This is a genomic window from Streptomyces sp. NPDC090442, from assembly GCF_044769405.1.
Taxonomy (GTDB): Bacteria; Actinomycetota; Actinomycetes; order Streptomycetales; family Streptomycetaceae; genus Streptomyces.
On the sequence record NZ_JBIVXW010000025.1, the window covers coordinates 1 to 19,488 of the forward strand.

The 19,488-nt window shown below is 72.5% G+C and carries 16 protein-coding genes and 1 pseudogene; 6 read left to right on the forward strand and 11 right to left on the reverse strand.

Features of this window, described 5'->3' with window-relative positions:
- The first annotated feature begins 240 nt into the window (after positions 1-240).
- Entirely contained in the window at positions 241-1,701 is a 1,461-nt protein-coding gene (locus ACIQU6_RS18810) for an alpha/beta hydrolase (protein WP_403482745.1), read from the forward strand.
- An 86-nt stretch (positions 1,702-1,787) separates the two neighbouring features.
- On the opposite strand, the gene ACIQU6_RS18815 is transcribed toward ACIQU6_RS18810, so the two are convergent.
- Entirely contained in the window at positions 1,788-4,001 is a 2,214-nt protein-coding gene (locus ACIQU6_RS18815; protein ID WP_403482746.1) for an ArnT family glycosyltransferase, read from the reverse strand.
- A gap of 204 nt (positions 4,002-4,205) precedes the next feature.
- Between ACIQU6_RS18815 and ACIQU6_RS18820 the strand changes: the two genes are divergently transcribed.
- Positions 4,206-5,066, forward strand: a complete 861-nt coding sequence (locus ACIQU6_RS18820) for an alpha/beta fold hydrolase (protein ID WP_403482747.1) — start codon at positions 4,206-4,208, stop codon at positions 5,064-5,066.
- A gap of 104 nt (positions 5,067-5,170) precedes the next feature.
- Here ACIQU6_RS18820 and argG read toward each other — a convergent pair whose 3' ends face one another.
- From argG to ACIQU6_RS18860, 8 genes and pseudogenes are all read right to left on the reverse strand, one after another.
- Positions 5,171-6,616 carry an argininosuccinate synthase gene (gene argG / locus ACIQU6_RS18825; protein ID WP_403482748.1) on the reverse strand — a complete coding sequence of 482 codons (1,446 nt, stop codon included), beginning with the start codon at positions 6,614-6,616 and terminating at the stop codon, positions 5,171-5,173.
- Between the two features lie 185 nt (positions 6,617-6,801).
- Complete coding sequence (locus tag ACIQU6_RS18830; protein WP_403482749.1) at positions 6,802-8,241, reverse strand: amidase; 1,440 nt, start codon at positions 8,239-8,241, stop codon at positions 6,802-6,804.
- A 124-nt stretch (positions 8,242-8,365) separates the two neighbouring features.
- Entirely contained in the window at positions 8,366-9,070 is a 705-nt protein-coding gene (locus ACIQU6_RS18835; protein WP_403482750.1) for a class I SAM-dependent methyltransferase, read from the reverse strand.
- 112 nt (positions 9,071-9,182) lie between these two features.
- A complete protein-coding gene (locus ACIQU6_RS18840) occupies positions 9,183-9,650 on the reverse strand; it encodes a hypothetical protein (RefSeq protein WP_403482751.1) in 468 nt (155 codons plus the stop codon).
- A gap of 169 nt (positions 9,651-9,819) precedes the next feature.
- Positions 9,820-10,722, reverse strand: a complete 903-nt coding sequence (locus tag ACIQU6_RS18845; RefSeq protein WP_403482752.1) for an aminoglycoside phosphotransferase family protein — start codon at positions 10,720-10,722, stop codon at positions 9,820-9,822.
- Between the two features lie 39 nt (positions 10,723-10,761).
- Positions 10,762-12,282, reverse strand: coding sequence for a glycoside hydrolase family 5 protein (locus tag ACIQU6_RS18850; protein ID WP_403482753.1), 1,521 nt, complete (start codon positions 12,280-12,282; stop codon positions 10,762-10,764).
- A 193-nt stretch (positions 12,283-12,475) separates the two neighbouring features.
- Positions 12,476-13,517 (reverse strand): annotated as a pseudogene (locus ACIQU6_RS18855) (NAD(P)-dependent alcohol dehydrogenase).
- Positions 13,518-13,582: 65 nt separating this feature from the next.
- Positions 13,583-14,266, reverse strand: a complete 684-nt coding sequence (locus ACIQU6_RS18860; protein WP_403482754.1) for a TetR family transcriptional regulator — start codon at positions 14,264-14,266, stop codon at positions 13,583-13,585.
- Positions 14,267-14,304: 38 nt separating this feature from the next.
- On the opposite strand from ACIQU6_RS18860, the gene ACIQU6_RS18865 reads away from it, so the two are divergent.
- The 3 genes from ACIQU6_RS18865 to ACIQU6_RS18875 all read left to right on the forward strand — a co-directional run bounded on the left by ACIQU6_RS18865 (position 14,305) and on the right by ACIQU6_RS18875 (position 16,498).
- The gene (locus tag ACIQU6_RS18865) at positions 14,305-14,550 is read left to right on the forward strand and encodes a hypothetical protein (RefSeq protein ID WP_403482755.1); all 246 of its coding nucleotides are present in this window, start codon (positions 14,305-14,307) and stop codon (positions 14,548-14,550) included.
- A gap of 93 nt (positions 14,551-14,643) precedes the next feature.
- On the forward strand, positions 14,644-15,534 hold the full coding sequence (locus tag ACIQU6_RS18870; RefSeq protein ID WP_403482756.1) for an alpha/beta fold hydrolase: 891 nt from the start codon (positions 14,644-14,646) through the stop codon (positions 15,532-15,534).
- 196 nt (positions 15,535-15,730) lie between these two features.
- The gene (locus tag ACIQU6_RS18875) at positions 15,731-16,498 is read left to right on the forward strand and encodes a GNAT family N-acetyltransferase (RefSeq protein WP_403482848.1); all 768 of its coding nucleotides are present in this window, start codon (positions 15,731-15,733) and stop codon (positions 16,496-16,498) included.
- Between the two features lie 57 nt (positions 16,499-16,555).
- Here the strand turns inward: ACIQU6_RS18875 and ACIQU6_RS18880 are convergent, their stop codons facing one another.
- Positions 16,556-17,248 (reverse strand): nitroreductase, encoded by a 693-nt coding sequence (locus tag ACIQU6_RS18880; RefSeq protein ID WP_403482757.1) that lies wholly within the window; start codon positions 17,246-17,248, stop codon positions 16,556-16,558.
- A 126-nt stretch (positions 17,249-17,374) separates the two neighbouring features.
- Between ACIQU6_RS18880 and ACIQU6_RS18885 the strand changes: the two genes are divergently transcribed.
- Positions 17,375-17,980 (forward strand): TetR/AcrR family transcriptional regulator, encoded by a 606-nt coding sequence (locus ACIQU6_RS18885; RefSeq protein WP_403482758.1) that lies wholly within the window; start codon positions 17,375-17,377, stop codon positions 17,978-17,980.
- A 29-nt stretch (positions 17,981-18,009) separates the two neighbouring features.
- Here the strand turns inward: ACIQU6_RS18885 and proS are convergent, their stop codons facing one another.
- Positions 18,010-19,422, reverse strand: coding sequence for a proline--tRNA ligase (gene proS / locus ACIQU6_RS18890; protein ID WP_403482759.1), 1,413 nt, complete (start codon positions 19,420-19,422; stop codon positions 18,010-18,012).
- Positions 19,423-19,488 lie beyond the last annotated feature (66 nt).

The following is a 19,488-nucleotide window of genomic DNA, read 5'->3' on the forward strand; positions in this document are numbered from 1 at the left end:
GCCACCCGCTACGACAAGACAGCCGAGTCCTACCAAGCAGCCATCACCCTCGCAGCGCTCCTGATGTGGGCGTGACATTTGAAGACAACTCCTAGGGCCTTCGGCCGACACTGGCGACCGGCCCTGGGCGACCCCTTAAGGGAATTCTCACCGCTTCCTCATTCGGAGCATATTGTGGGCGCTCGTCGATCAGCGGCACGCTGCTTGTTCGTGTACCTCTCTGCTCCCCCGCACGGAAACGTGCCCACACCTGCCTGGCACTCCGGCATCTCGCTCCTGGACGGCTGGCTGCCGCTGACGCTCCAGATCGTCGCCGGCGTACTGCTCGTCCTCGTCATCGGTTGGCGCACCCGGCGTTGGCGACTGGTCTGGTTGCCCGTCGCCGCCGCCGTCGGACTCCTCGCCGCCCTCCTGGCCATGTGGTACGTGAACGCCAACGCGCTCGCCACCGACCCGGCGCCCGCCTCGCTGTGGGTGTGGATCGGGGTCACCGCGGCGGCGCTGGCCGTCGCCGTGTTGGGTTGGCGCAGCGCACGGTGGTGGCGTCGCCTGTTGTCGGTGCCGGTGATCCCGATGGGCCTGCTGTGCACGGGACTGGTGCTGAACCAGTGGGTGGGCTACTTCCCGACCGTGCAGGAGGCGTGGTCGCAGATCAGCGCCGGACCGCTGCCCGACCAGGTCGACGCGTCACAGTTGAGCGCCCTGCAGAACAAGGGCGGCACGATGACCACCGGTCGCGTGGTGGGGGTCAACGTCCCCGACACCGCCAGTCACTTCACGCACCGCGAGGAGTACGTGTACCTGCCGCCCGCCTGGTTCGAGGGGGCGCACCATCCGCGCCTGCCGGTGCTGATGATGGTCGGCGGTGAGTTCAACACGCCCGCCGACTGGATCCGCACCGGGGGCGCGATCTCCACCATCGACTCCTACGCCAAGGCCCACCGCGGCCAGGCACCCATCCTGGTGTTCGCCGACTCCGGGGGCAGCTTCAACAACGACACCGAGTGCGTCAACGGCCCGCGCGGCAACGCGGCCGACCACCTCACCAAGGACGTCCGGCCCTATGTCGTCTCGCACTTCGGGGCCTCGCCCGCCGCGGCCGACTGGGGCGTCGTCGGCTTCTCCATGGGCGGTACCTGCGCGGTCGATCTCGCGGTCCTGCACCCGGAGCTGTTCGGCAGCTTCGAGGACATCGCGGGGGACGAGGGCCCCATCGTCGGCACCAAGCAACTGACCATCAAGGAGCTGTACGGCGGCAGTACGGCGGCCTGGGCGCGGTTCGACCCGCTGACCGTGCTGGCGCACCACCCGCGCTACGTCGGCACCGCCGGCTGGTTCGACAACAGCAGCTCCGGCGGTCCCGGCGGACGGGGCGGCTGGGGTGGCAACGGCCCGGGTGGGCATGGCGGCAACGGTGGGCGGCAGGGCGGCCACCAAGGGCACCCGCACGGTCACGGCGGCAGCATGACCCGCCCGGGCCCGGTGGGCTTCGGCGGGCGCGACATCCCCGGCGACGGCATGGGCAACCAGACGGCCGACGCGCAGAAGCTCTGCGCAGCCGCCGCCAAGAAGGGCATCTCCTGCACCCTGCACGCCCAACCCGGCGGCCACACCTGGCAGTTGGCCTCCGCCGCCTTCTCCGACGCGCTGCCCTGGCTCGCCGAGCGCGTCCACACCCCGACCGCGTCCGCCCACACCTGACCGACCCGGTTGTCCCACCGCGGACAACGCGACACCGCCCCCGCCCGTGAACGCACGGGCGGGGGCGGTTGCCTGTCACAGGCGCCCTAACGAACCGGGGCGCACCGGTAGAGCGTCTGGGCGCCGCCGCCCTCTCGGGCAAGGGTGGCCGACGGTGCCTGCGCGCCCCCGTACGCCGAGGCCGGGACGCGGGTGCAGTCGGACCGTACCCAGGCGGTGATCCGGCCGGTCGGCGTCGTGCCGTTGCCGCTCCCGCCGCCGAACATCGCGCCCGTGCCGCGACCTTGGCCCAGCAGGACGTAGCGGACCTGGCCCGCGTTGACCAGTTGCCGGAAGCCGGCCTCGGTGGGGAACGGGACCTGGCCGCTGAAGCCGCCCAGGGCGAGGACATGGGCGCCCGCGGCGAGGATGTACGGGGACGCGCTGCTCCAGCCGTTGGTGGCGAAGGCGTACTCGGCCGAGCCCTGGTGGGCGGTGGTGTACGCGAGCAACGTGCGCTGTTCCGCGGTGAGTTGACCGTCGGACTCGCCGAACCCGCCCTTCGGGTGCCCACCGCGCGACGACTTCCCCGTCCCGTGGCCGCCGCCGTCCGTGCCGGACGGGCCGACCGCGCCCATCCCGGAGGAGCCGTACGCCGGGTTGAAGACCTGCACCGCCCAGGCACTCGGCGCGAGCAGCACCGCGGCGAGCGACACACCGATCCCGGCCAGGGCCAGTCGCCCGCCGCGCCGGGGGTCGCCGGGCCGGGCGAGGGCCAGCAGGACGACGGCGGCCAGCCCCAACGCGCCCACCGCCGGCGCCAACCACGGCAGGAACGACGGGAATTCGCCGGCGAGGTACGCGCCCCACGCCGCCGTCGCGGCGACCGCGCCGGGCAGCGCCCAGGCGCGCCGCCCACCGGTCCGGTACGCCCGCCACAGCGTCGTCAGGCCGCCGCCGGTCAGCGCGGCGAGCGGCACCGCGATCACGCCCATGTAGTACGTGTGCCCGCCGACGCTGCCCGCGCTGAAGACCAGGAAGTACGTGACCAGCCAGGTGCCCCAGAGGACGAGGCCGGCCCGGAGGCGGTCCGTGCGCGGCCGGCCGCGGCGCCAGAGGAGGCCGCAGACGAGGGCGACGGCGGCGAACGGGTAGAGCCAGCCGGTCTGTGACGCCAGCGAGGGGCCGAACATCTTCGACCAACCGTCCTGGCTCCGGCCGCCCCCGAAGCCGTTGTGGCCGCCGGTGCTGCTGTGTCCGTTGGCTCCGAAGTGATGGGCCGCACCGGGCAGTTGGGCGGTGCCGGGCGTCGCGGCGGCGGACGACGCCGCGCCATCACCGTGCCCCTGCCCCTTCCCCCTGCCGTGGCTCCCGGTGGGACCGTCGCCATGGCCCTGGTCATGACCCCCGTGATGGCCGCCCCCGCCCCGGGTCGCGCTGATGCTGCCGGTGGAGGCGGCGCTGATGCCCAGCGACGAGAAGCGGTTGAGGAAGTTGTAGCCGACCACCATGCTGAACGCGGAGTTGTTGGTGGTGCCGTCGACGTAGGGACGGTCCTTGGCCGGGGTGAGGGCGACGACCACCATCCACGAGGCCGAGACGGCGCACATCACCACCGTGGAGATCCCCAGCCGCGCCAGTCGCCTGCGCAACGGGACCGGCGCCGAGAGCAGGTACACCACGGCGAGTGCGGGCAGGACCGCCCACGCCTCCAACATCTTCGACTGGAAGCCGATGCCGACCCAGACGCCGGCCAGCACCAGGGGGCGCAACCGGCCGGATTCCGCGGCCCGTTGGGTGGCTTCGGCGGCGAGCAGCACGCACAGCGTGAACAGCGGGTCCTCGACGGAGGTGCGGAACAGCCCCACCGCCACGGGCGTCAACAGGAACGCGACGGCCGCGAGCAGCGCCGCCTTCTCGCCGGCCCATTGGCGCACCACCCGATACAGCACCAGCAGGCTCGCCACCCCCTCCAACACCTGAGGGAGCGTCACCGCCCAGGGGTGGAAGCCGAATATCCGGGCCGAAAGGGCCTGCGGCCAGAGGAATCCCGGGAGTTTATCGAGGGTGATGGAATTGCCCGGGTCGAAGGAACCGTAGAAGAACGCCCGCCAGCTCTCCGTCATACTGCGCGCGGCGTTGGCGTAGAAGGTGTGGTAATGGCTGTGGTTGATCCCCCACGCGTAGAGCACGGCGGCAAGCACGGCGATGACCAGGAGTGCCGGGCGCGCGTACGCAGGCTGACCCACCGGTGATCGCCAGGGCGCGCGGCGGTCGGTGCCGCCGGTGGGGACGGTTCTGTCGAGGATCGTGGTAGCCATGCGCAGAAGTCTTCGGCATGTTCGCGGGCCCCTACGCCGCAGTCGGCCTTTTCAAGGAATTTCTCACCGGATGCGGGGAAACCCTTTACCGACCTGATTCCGCCTTTAATCCGCACGGCGCGATTCATTACCCGTGCCGAAGGCCGCCGGACTCATCGCGCACTTCGGCCCCTCGGGGCCCATGCGTTCCCCTACCGTGGGCCCATGACGCTGCTGCACGTTCGTGATCACGGGGGCGACGGCCCGGAGTTGGTGCTGTTGCACGGTGCGGGCCGGTCGCACGCGGACTGGGACGCCGTCGCCGCGGAGCTCACCGCGGGGCACCGGGTCCTCGCCCTCGACCTTCCCGGGCACGGCCGTTCCCCCGAGGTCTCCCCGTGGACGATGCCCGCCGTGGTGCACAGCATCGCCGAGACCCTGGCGGCGCACGGCGTCTCGGCGCCGGTCATGGTGGGGACCTCGCTCGGCGGGCTGGTCGCGGTCGAGTACGCGCGGGCCCATGACGACGTTGTCCGCGCCGCCGTGAACCTGGACGGCTTCTGGTGGGGCCGGCCCGGCGAGTACCCCGGCGCCGAACGGGTCGGGGAACTGCTCCGGGCGGCCACCGGGGTCGTCGCCCCGCCCGAGTACCTCGCGGACGAGGTCGCCCACGCCGCCCGGTACGGGATTCCCGCGGACCGTGCGGAGGCCGCCGCCCGTGCGGCAGCGCGACCGATGCCCGGCGGCGGTTGGCAGACGCTGCCCGAACGGCCGGCGGCACAGCAGATGTTCGACGAGCTGGACCGGCTCGGCGCGCTCGGCGTCACGGCCTGGCTGGCGGGGGTGACCCGCCCGCTGCTGCTGGTGCGGGCCGGCCGGCCGCACGGGCCGACGCCGGTGGCGGGGTGGTTCGCCGAACTGACCGAACGCTTCGCGCGCGGACTCGCCGCGGAACTGGCCGAACTGGCCCGCGTCCGGTCGACGATCAGCGTCGCCCGGGTCGAGGCCGGTCACGCCATGGTCCTGGAGGCCCCGGAAGCGGTGGCGACGTTGGTCGCCGGCTTCGTCCGGGACCTGCCCGCCTGATCCACCCGGCGCCGAGGTACGCCGCCGGCACCACAGCGGGACACGCCAACGGGCCGGCCCGACACCCTCGGTGTCGAGCCGGCCCGTGGGGAACGGGAAGTGGGTCAGTCCGTCCCGGACTCCATAGCGGCGCGGTCCAGCAGCTCGTCGGCGTCGGACGCCGCGCCACGGGAGGCGATCGCCTGGGCGCCGCCCTCCGGCATGGTGCCGATCAACCCGGTCGCGGCCGCCTGGGCGGCGCCGATGGCGGGGTTGGCGGTGCCGATCAGGCCGATGCCGGCGTACTGCTCCAACTTGGCGCGCGAGTCGGCGATGTCGAGGTTGCGCATGGTGAGCTGGCCGATCCGGTCCACCGGGCCGAACGCCGAGTCCTCGGTGCGCTCCATGGACAGCTTGTCCGGGTGGTAGCTGAACGCGGGACCGGTCGTGTCGAGGATCGAGTAGTCCTCGCCGCGCCGCAGCCGCAGCGTGACCTCGCCGGTGACGGCCGCGCCGACCCAGCGCTGGAGCGACTCGCGGACCATCAGGGCCTGCGGGTCCAGCCACCGGCCCTCGTACATCAGCCGACCCAGGCGCCGCCCCTCGTTGTGGTACTGGGCGAGGGTGTCCTCGTTGTGGATCGCGTTGACCAGGCGCTCGTAGGCCGCGTGCAGCAGGGCCATGCCGGGCGCCTCGTAGATACCGCGGCTCTTGGCCTCGATGATCCGGTTCTCGATCTGGTCCGACATGCCCATGCCGTGCCGACCGCCGATGGCGTTGGCCTCCATGACCAGGTCGACGGCGGAGGCGAACTCCTTGCCGTTGATCGTCACCGGGCGGCCCTGGTCGAAGCCGATCGTCACGTCCTCGGGGAGGATCTCGACCGCGGGGTCCCAGAACCGCACGCCCATGATCGGCTCGACGGTCTCCACGCCGGTGTCCAGGTGCTCCAGCGTCTTGGCCTCGTGGGTGGCGCCCCAGATGTTGGCGTCGGTGGAGTACGCCTTCTCCGTGCTGTCGCGGTAGGGCAGGTCGTGGGCGAGCAGCCACTCCGACATTTCCTTGCGGCCGCCGAGCTCGGTCACGAAGTCCGCGTCGAGCCAGGGCTTGTAGATCCGCAGCTTGGGGTTGGCGAGCAGGCCGTAGCGGTAGAACCGCTCGATGTCGTTGCCCTTGAAGGTCGAGCCGTCGCCCCAGATCTGCACGTTGTCCTCAAGCATCGCCCGCACCAGGAGCGTGCCGGTGACCGCGCGGCCGAGCGGCGTGGTGTTGAAGTACACCCGGCCGCCCGAGCGGATGTGGAACGCCCCGCAGGTGAGCGCCGCCAGACCCTCCTCGACCAGCGCCGCGCGGCAGTCGACCAGGCGCGCGATCTCGGCACCGTAGGTCTTCGCGCGGCCGGGCACCGAGGCGATGTCGGGCTCGTCGTACTGGCCGATGTCGGCGGTGTAGGTGCACGGGATGGCGCCCTTGTCGCGCATCCACGCGACGGCGACCGAGGTGTCGAGGCCGCCCGAGAAGGCGATTCCGACGCGCTCGCCGCCGGGGAGAGAGGTGAGGACCTTAGACATGGGAAGAGTATGCATCATCTCGCATGGTCATGCAATCCGGGTTCGGGGCCGGTGTCTGGGCGGGGTGTCCCGGCGGTGTCTGTGGGGGAGTCCGCGCGGTGTCGTGTGGCGCCCGTCGGCGTGCCGGAACCGCGGCTCGGGCCGTCACCGTGGGCCGGGATCGTGCCGGTCGGTCCCGCGTGCGGTCAGTCGGTCTGCGCTCGCGTCAGCGCGGCGAACGCCGGCCTACGGGCCCCGTGCCCGGTTGCCCGCTCGTAGGCGTGGCCGACCCGCAGCACCTGGAGGTCGGCCCGGTGACGGCCGACGATCTGCAGGCCCACCGGCAGCCCGCCGGCGGTGAAGCCGGCCGGCACCGACAGCGCGGGATTGCCGGCCGCGCTCACGAAGTAGCAGGACCGCATCCAGTCCAGATAGGTCTCCTGCGCGACCCCGTCGATCTCCGTCGGGTACTCCGCCGACGCGTCGAACGGCGCGACCTGGCTGACCGGGAGCAGCAGCACGTCATAGCGCGCGAAGAACTCCCGCACCCGGTGGTACAGCGCGGTGTGCAGCGCCTCGGCCCTTCCGACGTCCGGACCGGAGAGCCGCCGTCCGCACGCCACGTTCCACCGCAGCGCCGGCTTGACCAGTTCGGGGCTGCGGTCCACCAGTCCGCCCAGCGCCCGCTCGAACTGCCAGGCGCGCAGCGTGCGGAACACCTCCTCCGCGCCGGCGAAGTCCGGGCAGTCCTCCGCGACCAGGCAGCCGAGCCGCTCGAACACCGGCACTTGGGCGGCCACCGCCTCCCGCACCTCGGGGTCGACCGGCACCGCGCCGCCGAGGTCCGGCGACCAGGCGACCCGCAGCCCGGTGAGGTCGCTCGACAGCGGCCCGGCGAACGAGGAGCCCGGCTCGGACAGCGCGATCGGGCTGCGGTCGTCCGGGCCCGCCAGCACCGACAGGGCCAGCGCGGTGTCCGCCACGGTGCGCCCCATCGGCCCCTGCACGGTCATCGTCGACCAGGCCGCCTCGCCCGGCCAGCTCGGCACCCGGCCCGGCGAGGGGCGCAGCCCGACGACGTTGCAGAACGCGGCCGGATTGCGCAGCGAGCCGCCCATGTCGCTGCCGTCGGCCAGGGACTGGAGACCGCAGGCCAGCGCCGCGGCCGCGCCCCCGCTGCTGCCGCCCGCGGAGCGCGTCGGGTCGTAGGGGTTGCGGGTGGCCCCGAAAACGGGGTTGAAGGTGTGTGAACCTGCCCCGAACTCCGGCACGTTGGTCTTGCCGAGGGTGATCGCGCCGGCCGCCCGCAGTCGTTCGACCACCAGGTCGTCGTCGTCCGGCACGTGCTCGGCCAGCGCCGGGGAGCCGAAGGTGGTGCGGATGCCGGCCGTGAGGTGGGTGTCCTTGTGCGCCATCGGCAGCCCGTGCAGCGGCCCGACCTCCTCGCCGCGGGCCAGTCGCTCGTCGGCCGCCCTCGCCTCCGCCATGGCCCGGTCCGGCACCAACGTGACGATCGCGTTGACCACCGGGTTGAGCCGTTCGATCCGGTCCAGGTGGGCCCGGAGCAGTTCCCGGGCGCTGACGTCCCCGCGCCGCAGGGCCGCGGCCTGCTCCAGCGCGCTCAACAGACAGAGTTCTTCGGTCACATGGGGTCCATGCCCGGAGCCTGGGGTTTCGACACGGAACCCGGCGCACGCCTTGGCGATCGCCCCAGGGTCCGCTCCGACGCCGGCGGCGGCACCAACGTCATCAAGAGGCTGCCGGTGGCGGTCACACCGGCCTGACCGGCATCCGGCCGGCCCCCTCTCCCCGCTCCGGCTTCCGCGCCAGGCACGTACCGACCCTTCGCCCGCCACCGCCGCCGCCCGCGTCGCCGACGGTCTGCTCCAGCCGCGCGGTGACGACGAACCCGGCCCGACCCAGCAGCTCCGCGATCCGTTCCAACGGCAGCCGATGGGACTCGTAGGACACCGGATGGCCGCCGTACGCATGCGTCGGACGACGACGCTCGTGGTTGCCCACATGACCGGCCAGCATCATCTGACCGCCGGGCGCCAGGGTGCGATGGAACTCGGCGAACACCGTCGGTAGCGCCTCGGGCGGCGTGTGGTGGGTCGAGTAGTACGCCAGGAGGCCGCCCAGTCCGTCGTCCGGGAGCGGCAGCGCGGTCATCGACCCCACGGCGAACCCCACGCCCGGATGGGCCCGCCGCGCCAACTCGACCATCCCCGCCGACAGATCGACACCGAACGCGGGCACCCCCAACCCCACGAGATGCGCGGTCACATGACCCGGCCCACACCCCAGATCCGCGACCGGACCACGCTCGCCCGACCGCACGAACTCGGCGAACGCGCCGAGCACCGCGCGGGACACCGGGTCCAACTCCACCGGCTTCTTGACCACTTCGGCGTAAGCACCGGCAATGCTGTCGTACGACTCCCGGACCGCGGCGAGATAGTCAGGCTCAACCATGCCGGCGACTCTAGGCGACGCCGCGTGATTCCGAAGGAGGCCGGCGTCGAACCGAGTCCGGTCGAGCCGCATCAGGTCCGGTCGAATCGAGTCCGCACGGGTGCGCCCGCACTCAGCGGGGCCACTTCTCCGGCGTGCTGCTGGTCGTCACCTGACAGACCGCGGGACGGCCGGGGGAGGGGGAGCGGCCCTCGGCCACGACCCGGATGCCGTCGAGCAGGATCCGACACGTGGCGACCGTGTCCCCCTCGGGCTCGACCTCCACCCACGCCAACTCCCCGGTGTTGACCAGCACGTGCTCGCTCCACGGCAGCGGAGTGCGGCCGAGCCGCTCGATGTGGTGGGCGCGCTCGAAGCTGTCCGGGTTGTAGCGGTAGCGCACGGTGGTGGCGTGACCACCGCCGCCGACGGCACCGGCCTGGTACGTCAGGGCCCAGGCATTCCCACCGCGCACCCGCTTGAGCCATTCGGTGTTGTTCTTGAGCCACACCCCGCCGCCGATCATCAGGCAGGCCACGACGAGCCCACCGAGCACGAGGTAGGCGGTGCCGTGGGAGGTGCGACGCGGCTGAGAGGGCATGGCTGCCGGGCTTTCTGTCGTGCTGACTCGTGTCGGTTCGTGCGGACCGCTGGTTGGCGGGGTTGCTGCTGTCGACCAAGACGCGAGGGCCGCCGGCACGGTTGATGTGGCGCGCCTCACACGCCTGTGAGCCGGGGTGGGCGGGCAGACCGCGTGGAGGCCCGAGGCGTCACCCCGATCCCAGCACCTCCCGGATCACGTGCCGGGCGTTCTGTGTCATCGCGGGGTTGGTCGTCCGGTAATACGGTAGCGCGACCAGTGCCTGGGACAGGGTCCGCGCCCGGCCGCGCAGCCAGGTCGCGTCGTCCACGCCCAGCGCACCGCGGAAGGTGTCCCTGCCGTCACCCACCGGCAGCAGATTCCACGCAGGGAACAGATCACAGGCCGGATCGCCCACTCCCAGGCACCCGAAGTCGATCACCGAAGCCAGCCTGCCGCCGTCCACCAGCAGGTTGCCCGGCATCAGATCGGCGTGCAGCCACACCGGCGGCTCGTCCCGGTCCGGGGCGCGCACCGCCTCGTCCCAGACCGCCAGCGCGGCATCGCAGTCGACGCCCTCCTGCGGGATCCCGCGAAGCTCCTCGATCGCCGCACGGGTCGACGCATCGAGCGAGGCGAGCGGCCCGCCGCGGTGGGCCGTCGGCGCCCCGGGCAAGGCGACGCTCCGCATCGCCGTCACGAACGCGGCCAGCTCCTCGCCCAGCCCCGCGGGCTCGGTCAACGCCCCCGCCCGAGGAACCTCCCCGGCCAGCCACCGGTACACCGACCACGGCCATGGATACCCCGCCGCGGGCTCCCCGGCCCCCAACACCTCCGGGACCGCCACCGGCAGCAGGGGCGCCAGGCGCGGCAACCACTCCCGCTCCCGCAACACGTCCCCGGCACCGCCCCGCACCAGCGGCAGCCGCACGACCATGCCGTCGCCCAGCCGGTACATCGCATTGACCGTGCCCCCGGACGGAATCCGCTGCACCGCCAACCCCGCCCACTGCGGGAACTGCCCGGCGACCAACCGCCGTACCAGTCCGGCATCGATCGGAAACATGCCGGGATGCATCTGTGCTCCGCTCATGGAGCGCCATCCGATCGCCACCCGCCCCAGGCGTCAACCTCATTTCCGCACGGCGGTAGCCGTCGCCACCACTCGAACCCCCGTCCCCGGTCGGGCCGTTGGGAGCAACAACCCGACATGCCCCGGACCGTCGGCCCGCACGATCACCCTCGACCCGGCACCGGTGACGGTGATCCGGGCGCCGCGGGGAAAGACGCTGGCCGGCAGCGAAAGGCGGGTCCAGGCGCGGCGCGTGGTGCGGTCGGTGGTCAGGGTGAGGGCGTAGGTCCGGCTGGCCGGATTGTAGGACTCGGTGCCCGGGACGCCCGCCACGGCCGGCGCGTACGGGGCGAAGGCCGGCTCCTTTCCGGGGGCGGGGTGGCCGTTGGCGTCGTAGGCGCAGTAGCCGCCGCCATCCGCGGCGCGGCAGTCGTACCACAGCGCCCAGCCCGTGGAAAAGCCTTCCATGGAGCTCACTTGACGTCGTATCAGCTCGGCGTTACCGGGGGTGTGGGCCTGCGGTGGCCCCCATTCGCCGACCAGCACGGGCATCCGGTGGGCGGTGGGGTAGCCGCCGATGGCGGCCTCGTAGTTCTCGATGAAGCGGCCCGACGGGTTCCAGTCGGCACCCGACTCCACGGCGGTGTCGTAGTAGTGCGGGGCGTAGCCCAGGCGGGCCGCGCCGTGCCGCGGGTCGGCGAAACCGGGCAGGCTGGTGGGAACGCCCTGGCCGACCAGGACCGTGGGTTCGACGAAGAGCCAGGCATCGGGGTCGGCGGAGCGGACGGCGCCGACCAACCGCCGGTACATGTCGGCCAGTCGGCCGCGCTCCAGGGCGGCGGAGGCGGCGATCTGGTCGTCGGGGTCGGTCGGATCCCCGGGAACCGGTCCGAACGGCTCGTTGAACAGGTCGTACCCCAGCAGGGACCGGTGCGCGCGCAGCACCGTCGCCACCTTGACGTACGCGGCGGCCTGGGCCGCGCGCAGATCGCGGTCGTCGTAGAGGTGGGTGAAGGCGGCCTGTACGGCGGGTTGGAAGTACTCCGAGAACCAGTCATCGGGGTTGGGCTTGAAGGGCAGCCCGTCGGTGCGGGTGGCCCAGGCCGGCATGCCGTTGTGCCCGAACGCCGGCCCGAAGACGTCCTGGTGCCAGTCGATCAGCACCAGCACCCGATGGCGGTCGGCCCACCCCAACACCCGCCCCAGATAGCGCAGATAGCCGGCGTCGTACCGCCCCCGACGCGGTTCGACCCGCTCCCACCCGATGTTGAGCCGCACCAGGCCGAAGCCGTCCCGCGCCAGTTGGGCCAGATGTGCCTCCGTCACCGTGTCGGTCTTGCCGAGGTTGAGGCCCCGTAACCGCAGCACGCGCCCGTGCCGGTCGGTGAAGAGCGTGCGGCCGTCCGGCGCGGTGATGCTGCCGGTGGGCACGGACCAGTCCGCCGCGCGGCCCTGCGACGGAGTAGCCGCCCCGGTGGCCGTGTTCGCCGCCGCGTCCGTTGTCGTGGCTGCCGTCCGCCCCGCGGCCGGGGCGCCCGCCGGCACGGCGGCGACCAGTGCCACACCGAAAGCGACGGACATGACGGCGCGAACCATGCGCATAACTGCCTCCCGGTACCGCTGATGTGACGATCCATCCGCTCGGCGGCCGGCTCGCCGCCGCTCGGATTCTGCGCCACGGACGTCGCGGAAGGAAGCCATGTGAAGCGTGTGGGGAAGGTCGACGGACCCTCAACGGCGTTGTGGTGAGCGCAAGTTGACCGCTTCGTCGCCGTCAGTCGTTCGGCAGGATCACCGCGCGGCCGTTGATGGTGCCGGCGTGCAGTCGTTCGTAGGCGAGCGGTGCCTCGTCCAGTGGGAACGTCTCCGTGTGCACGGACACCGCGCCGGTGCGGGCCAGTGCCAGCACCTCCAGCAACTCGCCGCGGCTGCCCCAGTAGGGCGCGCTGACCGACGCGTCGTGGGGCAGGCGGCCGAAGCCGACCGGCAGGGCGCCCCCGCCGATGCCGACGATGCTGATGTCCGCCTCGACCGCGGCGACCGCCCCGGCCGTCGTCACGGTGGGCGCCGCCCCGACGAAGTCGAAGACCGCCTCCGCCCCGATCCCGCCGGTGAGTTCGCGCACCGCGCCCGCGGCCCCGGCATCGGACCGGACGGCCTCGTGCGCGCCGACCTCGCGGGCCAGTCGCAGCTTCTCGTCGTTCACGTCGAGCGCGACGACGCGGGCCGGGGTCAGGGCGCGCAGCAACTGGATCGCGACGTGCCCGAGGCCGCCGGCGCCGATGACCACCGCGGTGGACCCCGGCACCAGCTTCGGCAGCGCGCGCTTGATCGCGTGGTACGGCGTGAGCCCCGCATCGGTCAGCGGAACCGCCGCGACGGGGTCGAGCCCGTCGAGCGGCACCAGATGCCGCGGATCGTCCACGAGCAGGTACTCCGCGATCGCGCCCGGCGCGCCGAGCCCCGGCGGACGGATGCCGAGCGTGTCGGCGCGCAGGCAGTAATTCTCCTTGCCCTCCGCACACTTGGCGCAGGTGCCGCAGCCCCACGCGCCGTACACGGCGACGGCCTCGCCCTCCTGCACGGCCGTCACGCCCGCGCCGACGGCGGCGACCGTCCCGACGCCCTCGTGGCCCAGCGTGAGCGGCAGGTCGAAGGGAAGCCCCCCCGGCGGGCCGGTTCATCACGGTGAAGTCGGAGTGGCACACGCCGGCGGCGGTGACCTTGAGCAGGACCTGACCGGGGCCGGGCTCGGGGTCGGGGACCTGCACCACCTCGGGCGGCGCGCCGACGGTGCGGAACTGGAGGGCTTTCATGCGGGCTGCCTTTCTCGCGGGGAAGGGAGAGGCGGGCGGGTTCGTGAGGCCGAACGTGCCGGTCCTCAGGGGGAGTTGGCCATATGGGCGGCCGCCGCCTCGCTGGCCAGGGCGTCGTAGGCGCGCTCCACGAGGCGGGGGAGGTCACCGGCGGCCGTGTCGGCGGCGTGCGCCCAGGCGCTCAGGGCGGCGCTGAGCACGCCGGCGGCCGTCTCGACGACCACGACCGGGCGCACGTCCCGCGCGTCGGTGCCGAGCCGCTCGGCGAGGATTCGGACGGACTCCTGGTGCGCGTCGACCCGGATGCGTGCGTACGCGGCGAACAGCGCGGGCTCGCGGTCGACCAGCGCGAGCAGGCGCCGCGTCCTCGGCTGGAGGTGCCAACCGGGGCTCTCCCCGTCGGCGAGCCAGGCGCCGATCGCCCGGCGGTAGGCCAGCAGCGGCGGTTCGTCGGCCGGGCGGGCGCGCAACAGGGCGTTGATCCGGTCGCCGTCGCCGCGGACGAAGTCGAGGGCGGCGTCCTCCTTGCCGACGAAGTACCGGCTGAAGGTGCGGCGCGTCACCTCGGCGCGGTCCGCGATCGCCTCCACCGTCGTGCCGGCGAGGCCGTGTTCGAGGATCAGCTCCAGTGCCGCGGTGGCCAGGGACTCACGGGCCTGCCGCTCCTTGCGTTGCCGGCGGTCCCTGTGCTGCCGGCGGTCCTCCGTGGGGGCGTCGGCAGCGTCGGCGGGATTCCGCAGTGCCGCCATACCGTCCACGCTACACCCGTAATGTCCCGAGGGGACATGTGTCTCAGAGAGGGACGGATCGCCGGCTACGGGTCGCCGGTGGCGCCTGGGCCTCCGCCCGCGCGAGCCGGTCGGCCACCGTGCCGCAGGCGATCCGGGCCACGGGCGTGCACCTCGCCACCGTCGCCGGCCCGGTCTCCCCGCTGGACCCCGACCGGATCGCCGAACAGTGCGTACGGCTCGCCCGGCAACCCGCCGATCAGTGGGAGGACGACGTGCTGTTCGACGGCGTGACCGTGAAGTAGGGGGTAGGGGGCAGGGGCAACACGGTGGGTGAGCAGGCGGGCGAAGTGCCTGGGGCAGGCGCCGGCTGCGGCCGGAGCTGGGAGGATCCAGGCATGCCACTCGTTGACGTCTCACCCGGAATCTCCCTCGCCTACGACACGTTCGGCGACCCGTCCGACCCGACTGTCCTGCTCGTGATGGGGTTCGGCTCCCAGCTGATCGCCTGGCACGAGGACCTCTGCCGGGCCTTGGCCGACCGCGGCCGCCATGTGATCCGCTACGACAACCGTGACTGCGGGCTGTCCACCACGTTCGACGATGACCCCGTCGACGTGGGCCGGTTCATTGCCGCCGTGGGCTCGGGAGACCTCACCGCCGCCCGCGCGATGGTGCCGTACACGCTGACGGACATGGCCACCGACGGCCTGGACCTGCTCACCGCGCTCGGCATCGACCGCGCGCATGTGGTCGGGTCCTCGATGGGCGGAATGATCGCCCAACGGATGGCCCTCACCCAGCCGGCCCGGGTGCTCACCCTGACGTCCATGATGTCCGCGACCGGCGAACCGGAGTACGGCGGGACCAGCCCCGAGTCCCAGGCGGTGCTCCTGGGGCCGAGGCCGAGCGACCGGGAGGGGTACATCGCCTCGGCGGAGCGCGAACTGGTGTGGTGCTCCAGGCGCTATGGCGATCCTGCGCTCCTCCGCGAGTTGGCCGCCGCCAGCTACGACCGCGCGTACTACCCGGCCGGGGTCGGGCGTCAACTCGGGGCGATGATCCTCGACGGCTCGCGCGCCGAGGCGCTCCGGGCGCTCCGGGTGCCGACCCTGGTGATCCACGGCCTGGACGACACGCTGATCGCGCCGAGCGGTGGCGAACGCACCGCGGAACTGGTGCCCGGAGCGAAGCTCATGCTGGTCCCCGACATGGGACACGACCGTCCGCGCGCACTCTGGCCCCAGCTCCTCGACGCCCTACAGGCACACACCGAGCGAATCGAATGATCCCAACATCGCCTGCTGGCCGGGTAGTTGAGATGCGGCAGGCGCGGTAGGCGTAACGGAACGCCCGGCGCGTTGCCGTCGGCGGGCGGAAAAACCAGGAGCCTGGCGGCCGGCGGGCGTGATGGGATGTCGCACCATGCGACCGATGCAGCACCCGTTCCGCGACGGAAGCGACCACCGCGATCTCCTGGCCAGGATGGAGCGGAACCTGGCCGAACACGCCTGCTATCTGCACCGGGAGACTGCCGGTGCGACCGTCACGGAGACCGACGACCTCCTGGTCGCCGACAGCGGCCTCGACGACGACACCTTCAACGTCGTCGCCGGGGCCCGCTTCACCCCCGACGAGGCCCAGGCACGGATCGACCGCACCCTCCGGACCGTTGCCGCCACCGGCCGCCGCTTTTCCTGGTGGGTGGGACCCGCCTCCGCACCCGAGGACCTGGCCGACCGCCTGGCGGTCGCCGGCCTGCCGCCCGCCGAACGCGAGACGGCCATGTGGGCCGAACCGACCGACGCGCTACCGCGGCCGGCGGCCGACGGGTTGGAGATCCGCCCGGTGACCACGGCGGACGAACTCGCCGACTTCGCCACGGTCCTGGCCGCCAACTGGGACCCGCCCGCGGCCACCGTCCGCCGCTTCTTCGCCCGTGCCGCACCACGGGCCCTGGCCGCCGACTGCCCGGCCCGCTATCTGGTCGGCTACGCGGCGGGCCGCCCGGTCTGCTCGGCTGAGGTCTTCCTGCACGCCCAAGTCGCCGGGATCTACAACATCTGCACCCTGGCCGCCCACCGCCGACGCGGCTACGGCGGGGCCCTCACCCTCGCCGCCCTGCACACCGCCCGCAGTCGGGGCCACCGCATCGCGGTGCTCCAGGCGTCCGAGGAGGGCGAACCGGTATACCGCCGCCTGGGGTTCCACCCCTGCGGCCAGTTCACCGAACACGCCATCGGTACCCCCTGAGACCTCACACCATCCCCATGGCGGCGCCGACTTCCCCCCCCGCACCCTGACCGCTTCCTACCGGTCATGGAACGTCGTGGTCGTCTCCAGTGCCGCGCGCGGGGTGGAGATCCGGTTCACCGGAGCGGCCTCGTCGGCGTAGCCGAAGGAGACCCCGACGAGCAACTTGCCCTCGTTGACGCCCAGTTCGCCGCGCACCGTGTCGGCGTAGAAGCTCAGCAATCCCTGCGGGCAACTGTCCACGCCGTACGCGGTCATGGCCAGCAGCAGCGTCTGGAGGTAGCCGCCGACGTCTGCCGCCAGGCGCGCGTCGGCGCGGTCCGCGACGAAGAGGAAGGCGACGTGCGGGGCGCCGTAGAACCCCAGGCTCTCGGCGTCATAGGCCGCGCGCGCCGCGTGGTCGTCGCGGTCGATGCCCAGCGCGCCGTAGAGCCGGCCGCCGAACTCGCCGCGTCGTGCCCGCTGCACCGGCAGGTACCCGGCGTCGTCGTACGGGAAGTCGACGGAGGTGCGGTGCGCGGCGTGGGCGGCCTGAAGCGCATCCGCCAGGCGAGCGCGCGGCGCGCCGCTGACCACCTCCACCCGCCACGGCTGAGTGTTGGAGTTGGACGGTGCGGCGCCGGCCAGCGAGAAGACCGTCCGCAGCGTTTCCTGGGGCACAGGGTCCGGGCGGAACGCGCGTACGGCGCGCCGCCCGCGGATCAACTTCTCCGCATGGCTGGCCAGTTGGGTGTGACCGGACGGTCTCATGGAGCACTCCTCGATGGCGTGAAGGGCGGGGAGGGGCGTCGGTAAACGGGATCGTTTACTGCTGGTCGTGGGTGCGACTCTAACCGCCCATCGCGACGTAAGTAAACGCGGACGTATACTTCGGGCATGGGTGCGGAGGCAGGCGCGGAGAAGGCGACGACGCAACGGCGGGGTCAGGGGGCGCGGGAGCGCATCCTGACCGCCGCCGCGCGGTTGTTCGCGGAGCAGGGGATCACCGCGACCGGCATGGAGCAGGTCGCGGCGGAGGCGCCGGTCTCCAAGCGCACCCTCTACCTTCACTTCCGGACCAAGAGCGATCTCGTGCTCGCCCATCTGCGGGCGCTCGCCGAGTCGGGGAGCACGTTGGCGGGCGTGCTCACCCTTGAGGGCCTCGATCCGCGGGAGCGGATCCTCCGGCTCTTCGATCCGCCCGTCACGGACGCGGCCGTGGCGCGCGGGTGCCCGTTCATCGATGCCGCGGCCGAGTTCCCCGACCCGGAGAGCCCGATCCACGCCTACGCCCGGGAACAGAAGCTCCTGATGGTGCGTCTGGTGGCGGCCCTGGTAACGGAGTTGGGCTGCGAGGAACCCGATGCGCTCGCCGAGCAACTGGTCACCCTCGCGGACGGGGCGGCCAGTCGCGCCATGGTGCTGAACGAGGCGGATTACGGTCGGCATGCGCGGGCGGCTGCGGAGACCCTCCTCGCGCACGCCTCGCCGGGGACGGGGTGACCGCATCCGCCCCGGGCGGATCGGGTGGATCAGTAGGCGCGCGCCACCACCGCGACATTGCCCGGCTGGTCGTCGCGTTCGGGGACGGACCCGTCCGCGGCGACCAGACACCGCACGGACACCCCCTGCTCGGCCAGTTCCGCCTCGCCCTCCGGGCCCAGCGCGGCCCAGGGGATGCGCGCCCACCCGGTGCTCGCGGCCGCCACCGCCTCCGCGAGTGTCGACACCTCGACGGTGCGCCGCTCGCGCCGCTCGCGTGACTGGGCCAGCAGCAACGCCTGGTCGTCCGCGAGGACTTGGGGCAGCAGCCCGGGCAGCGCCTCGATCGCCGTCGGCTCCTTGCTGCCCGCGATGCGGCGGACCAGCACGGCGGTGCCGCTCGCCACATCGCGGGGCCCGACCTCGATCCGTACCGGTACGCCCTTGAGCTCCCAGTCGACCGCCCGCCGGCCGAACGGCAGGTCGGCGCGGTCGTCGACATGGACGCGGACGCCGGCCGCGGTCAACCGGCGGCCGATCTCGCGGACCTCGGCCAACACCGCGTCGTCGCCCTTGACGGCGACCACCACCGCCTGGATCGGCGCCAGGCGGGGCGGGATGCGCAGGCCGTCGTCGTCGCCGTGCATCATCACCAACGAGCCGATCATGCGTGTGGTCGAGCCCCAGGAGGTCTGCCAGACATACTCCTGCCGGCCGTCCCGCGACAGGTACCGGGTGTGGAACGCCTTGGCGAAGTTCTGGCCCAGCTCGTGACTGGTGCCCAGTTGCAGCGCCTTGCCGTCGCCCATCATGCCTTCCAGGGTGAGCGTGTTGATCGCGCCGGCGAACCGCTCCCTGGCCGTCTTGCGTCCCGGCAGGACGTCCATGGCGAGGACGTGCGTCATGAAGTCGGCATACACGTCCCGGTGGATGTGCGCGGCGTAGCGCCGGGCGTCCTCGTGGGTGGCGTGTGCGGTGTGGCCCTCCTGCCACAGGAACTCCGTCGTGCGGAGGAACACCCGCGGGCGCAGCTCCCAACGCACCACGTTCGCCCACTGGTTGATGAGCAGCGGCAGATCGCGGTAGCTCTGCACCCACTTGGCGAAGTAGTCGTTGACGATCGTCTCGGAGGTGGGGCGGACGACGACGGGCTCTTCCAGCTCCTTGCCGCCACCGTGCGTGACGACGGCGAGCTCCGGAGCGAAGCCCTCGACGTGCTCGGCCTCCTTCGTCAGATACGACTGGGGGATGAGGAGCGGGAAGTACGCGTTGGAGGCGCCCGCAGCCTTGATCCGGGAGTCCAACTCCTGCTGCATCCGCTCCCACAGGCCGTACCCGTACGGTCGGATGACCATGGTGCCGCGCACCGGCCCGTTCTCGGCCAGTTCGGCCTTGTTGACCAGGTCCTGGTACCAGCGCGGGAAGTCGTCCGCCCGGGGGGTGAGCACGGGTGTCTTTGCCATGGCCGGCAGAGTAGGGGCCGGGCCCGGCCGGTGCGAGCCAATTACTCCGGTGGGCGGCACCGCCGT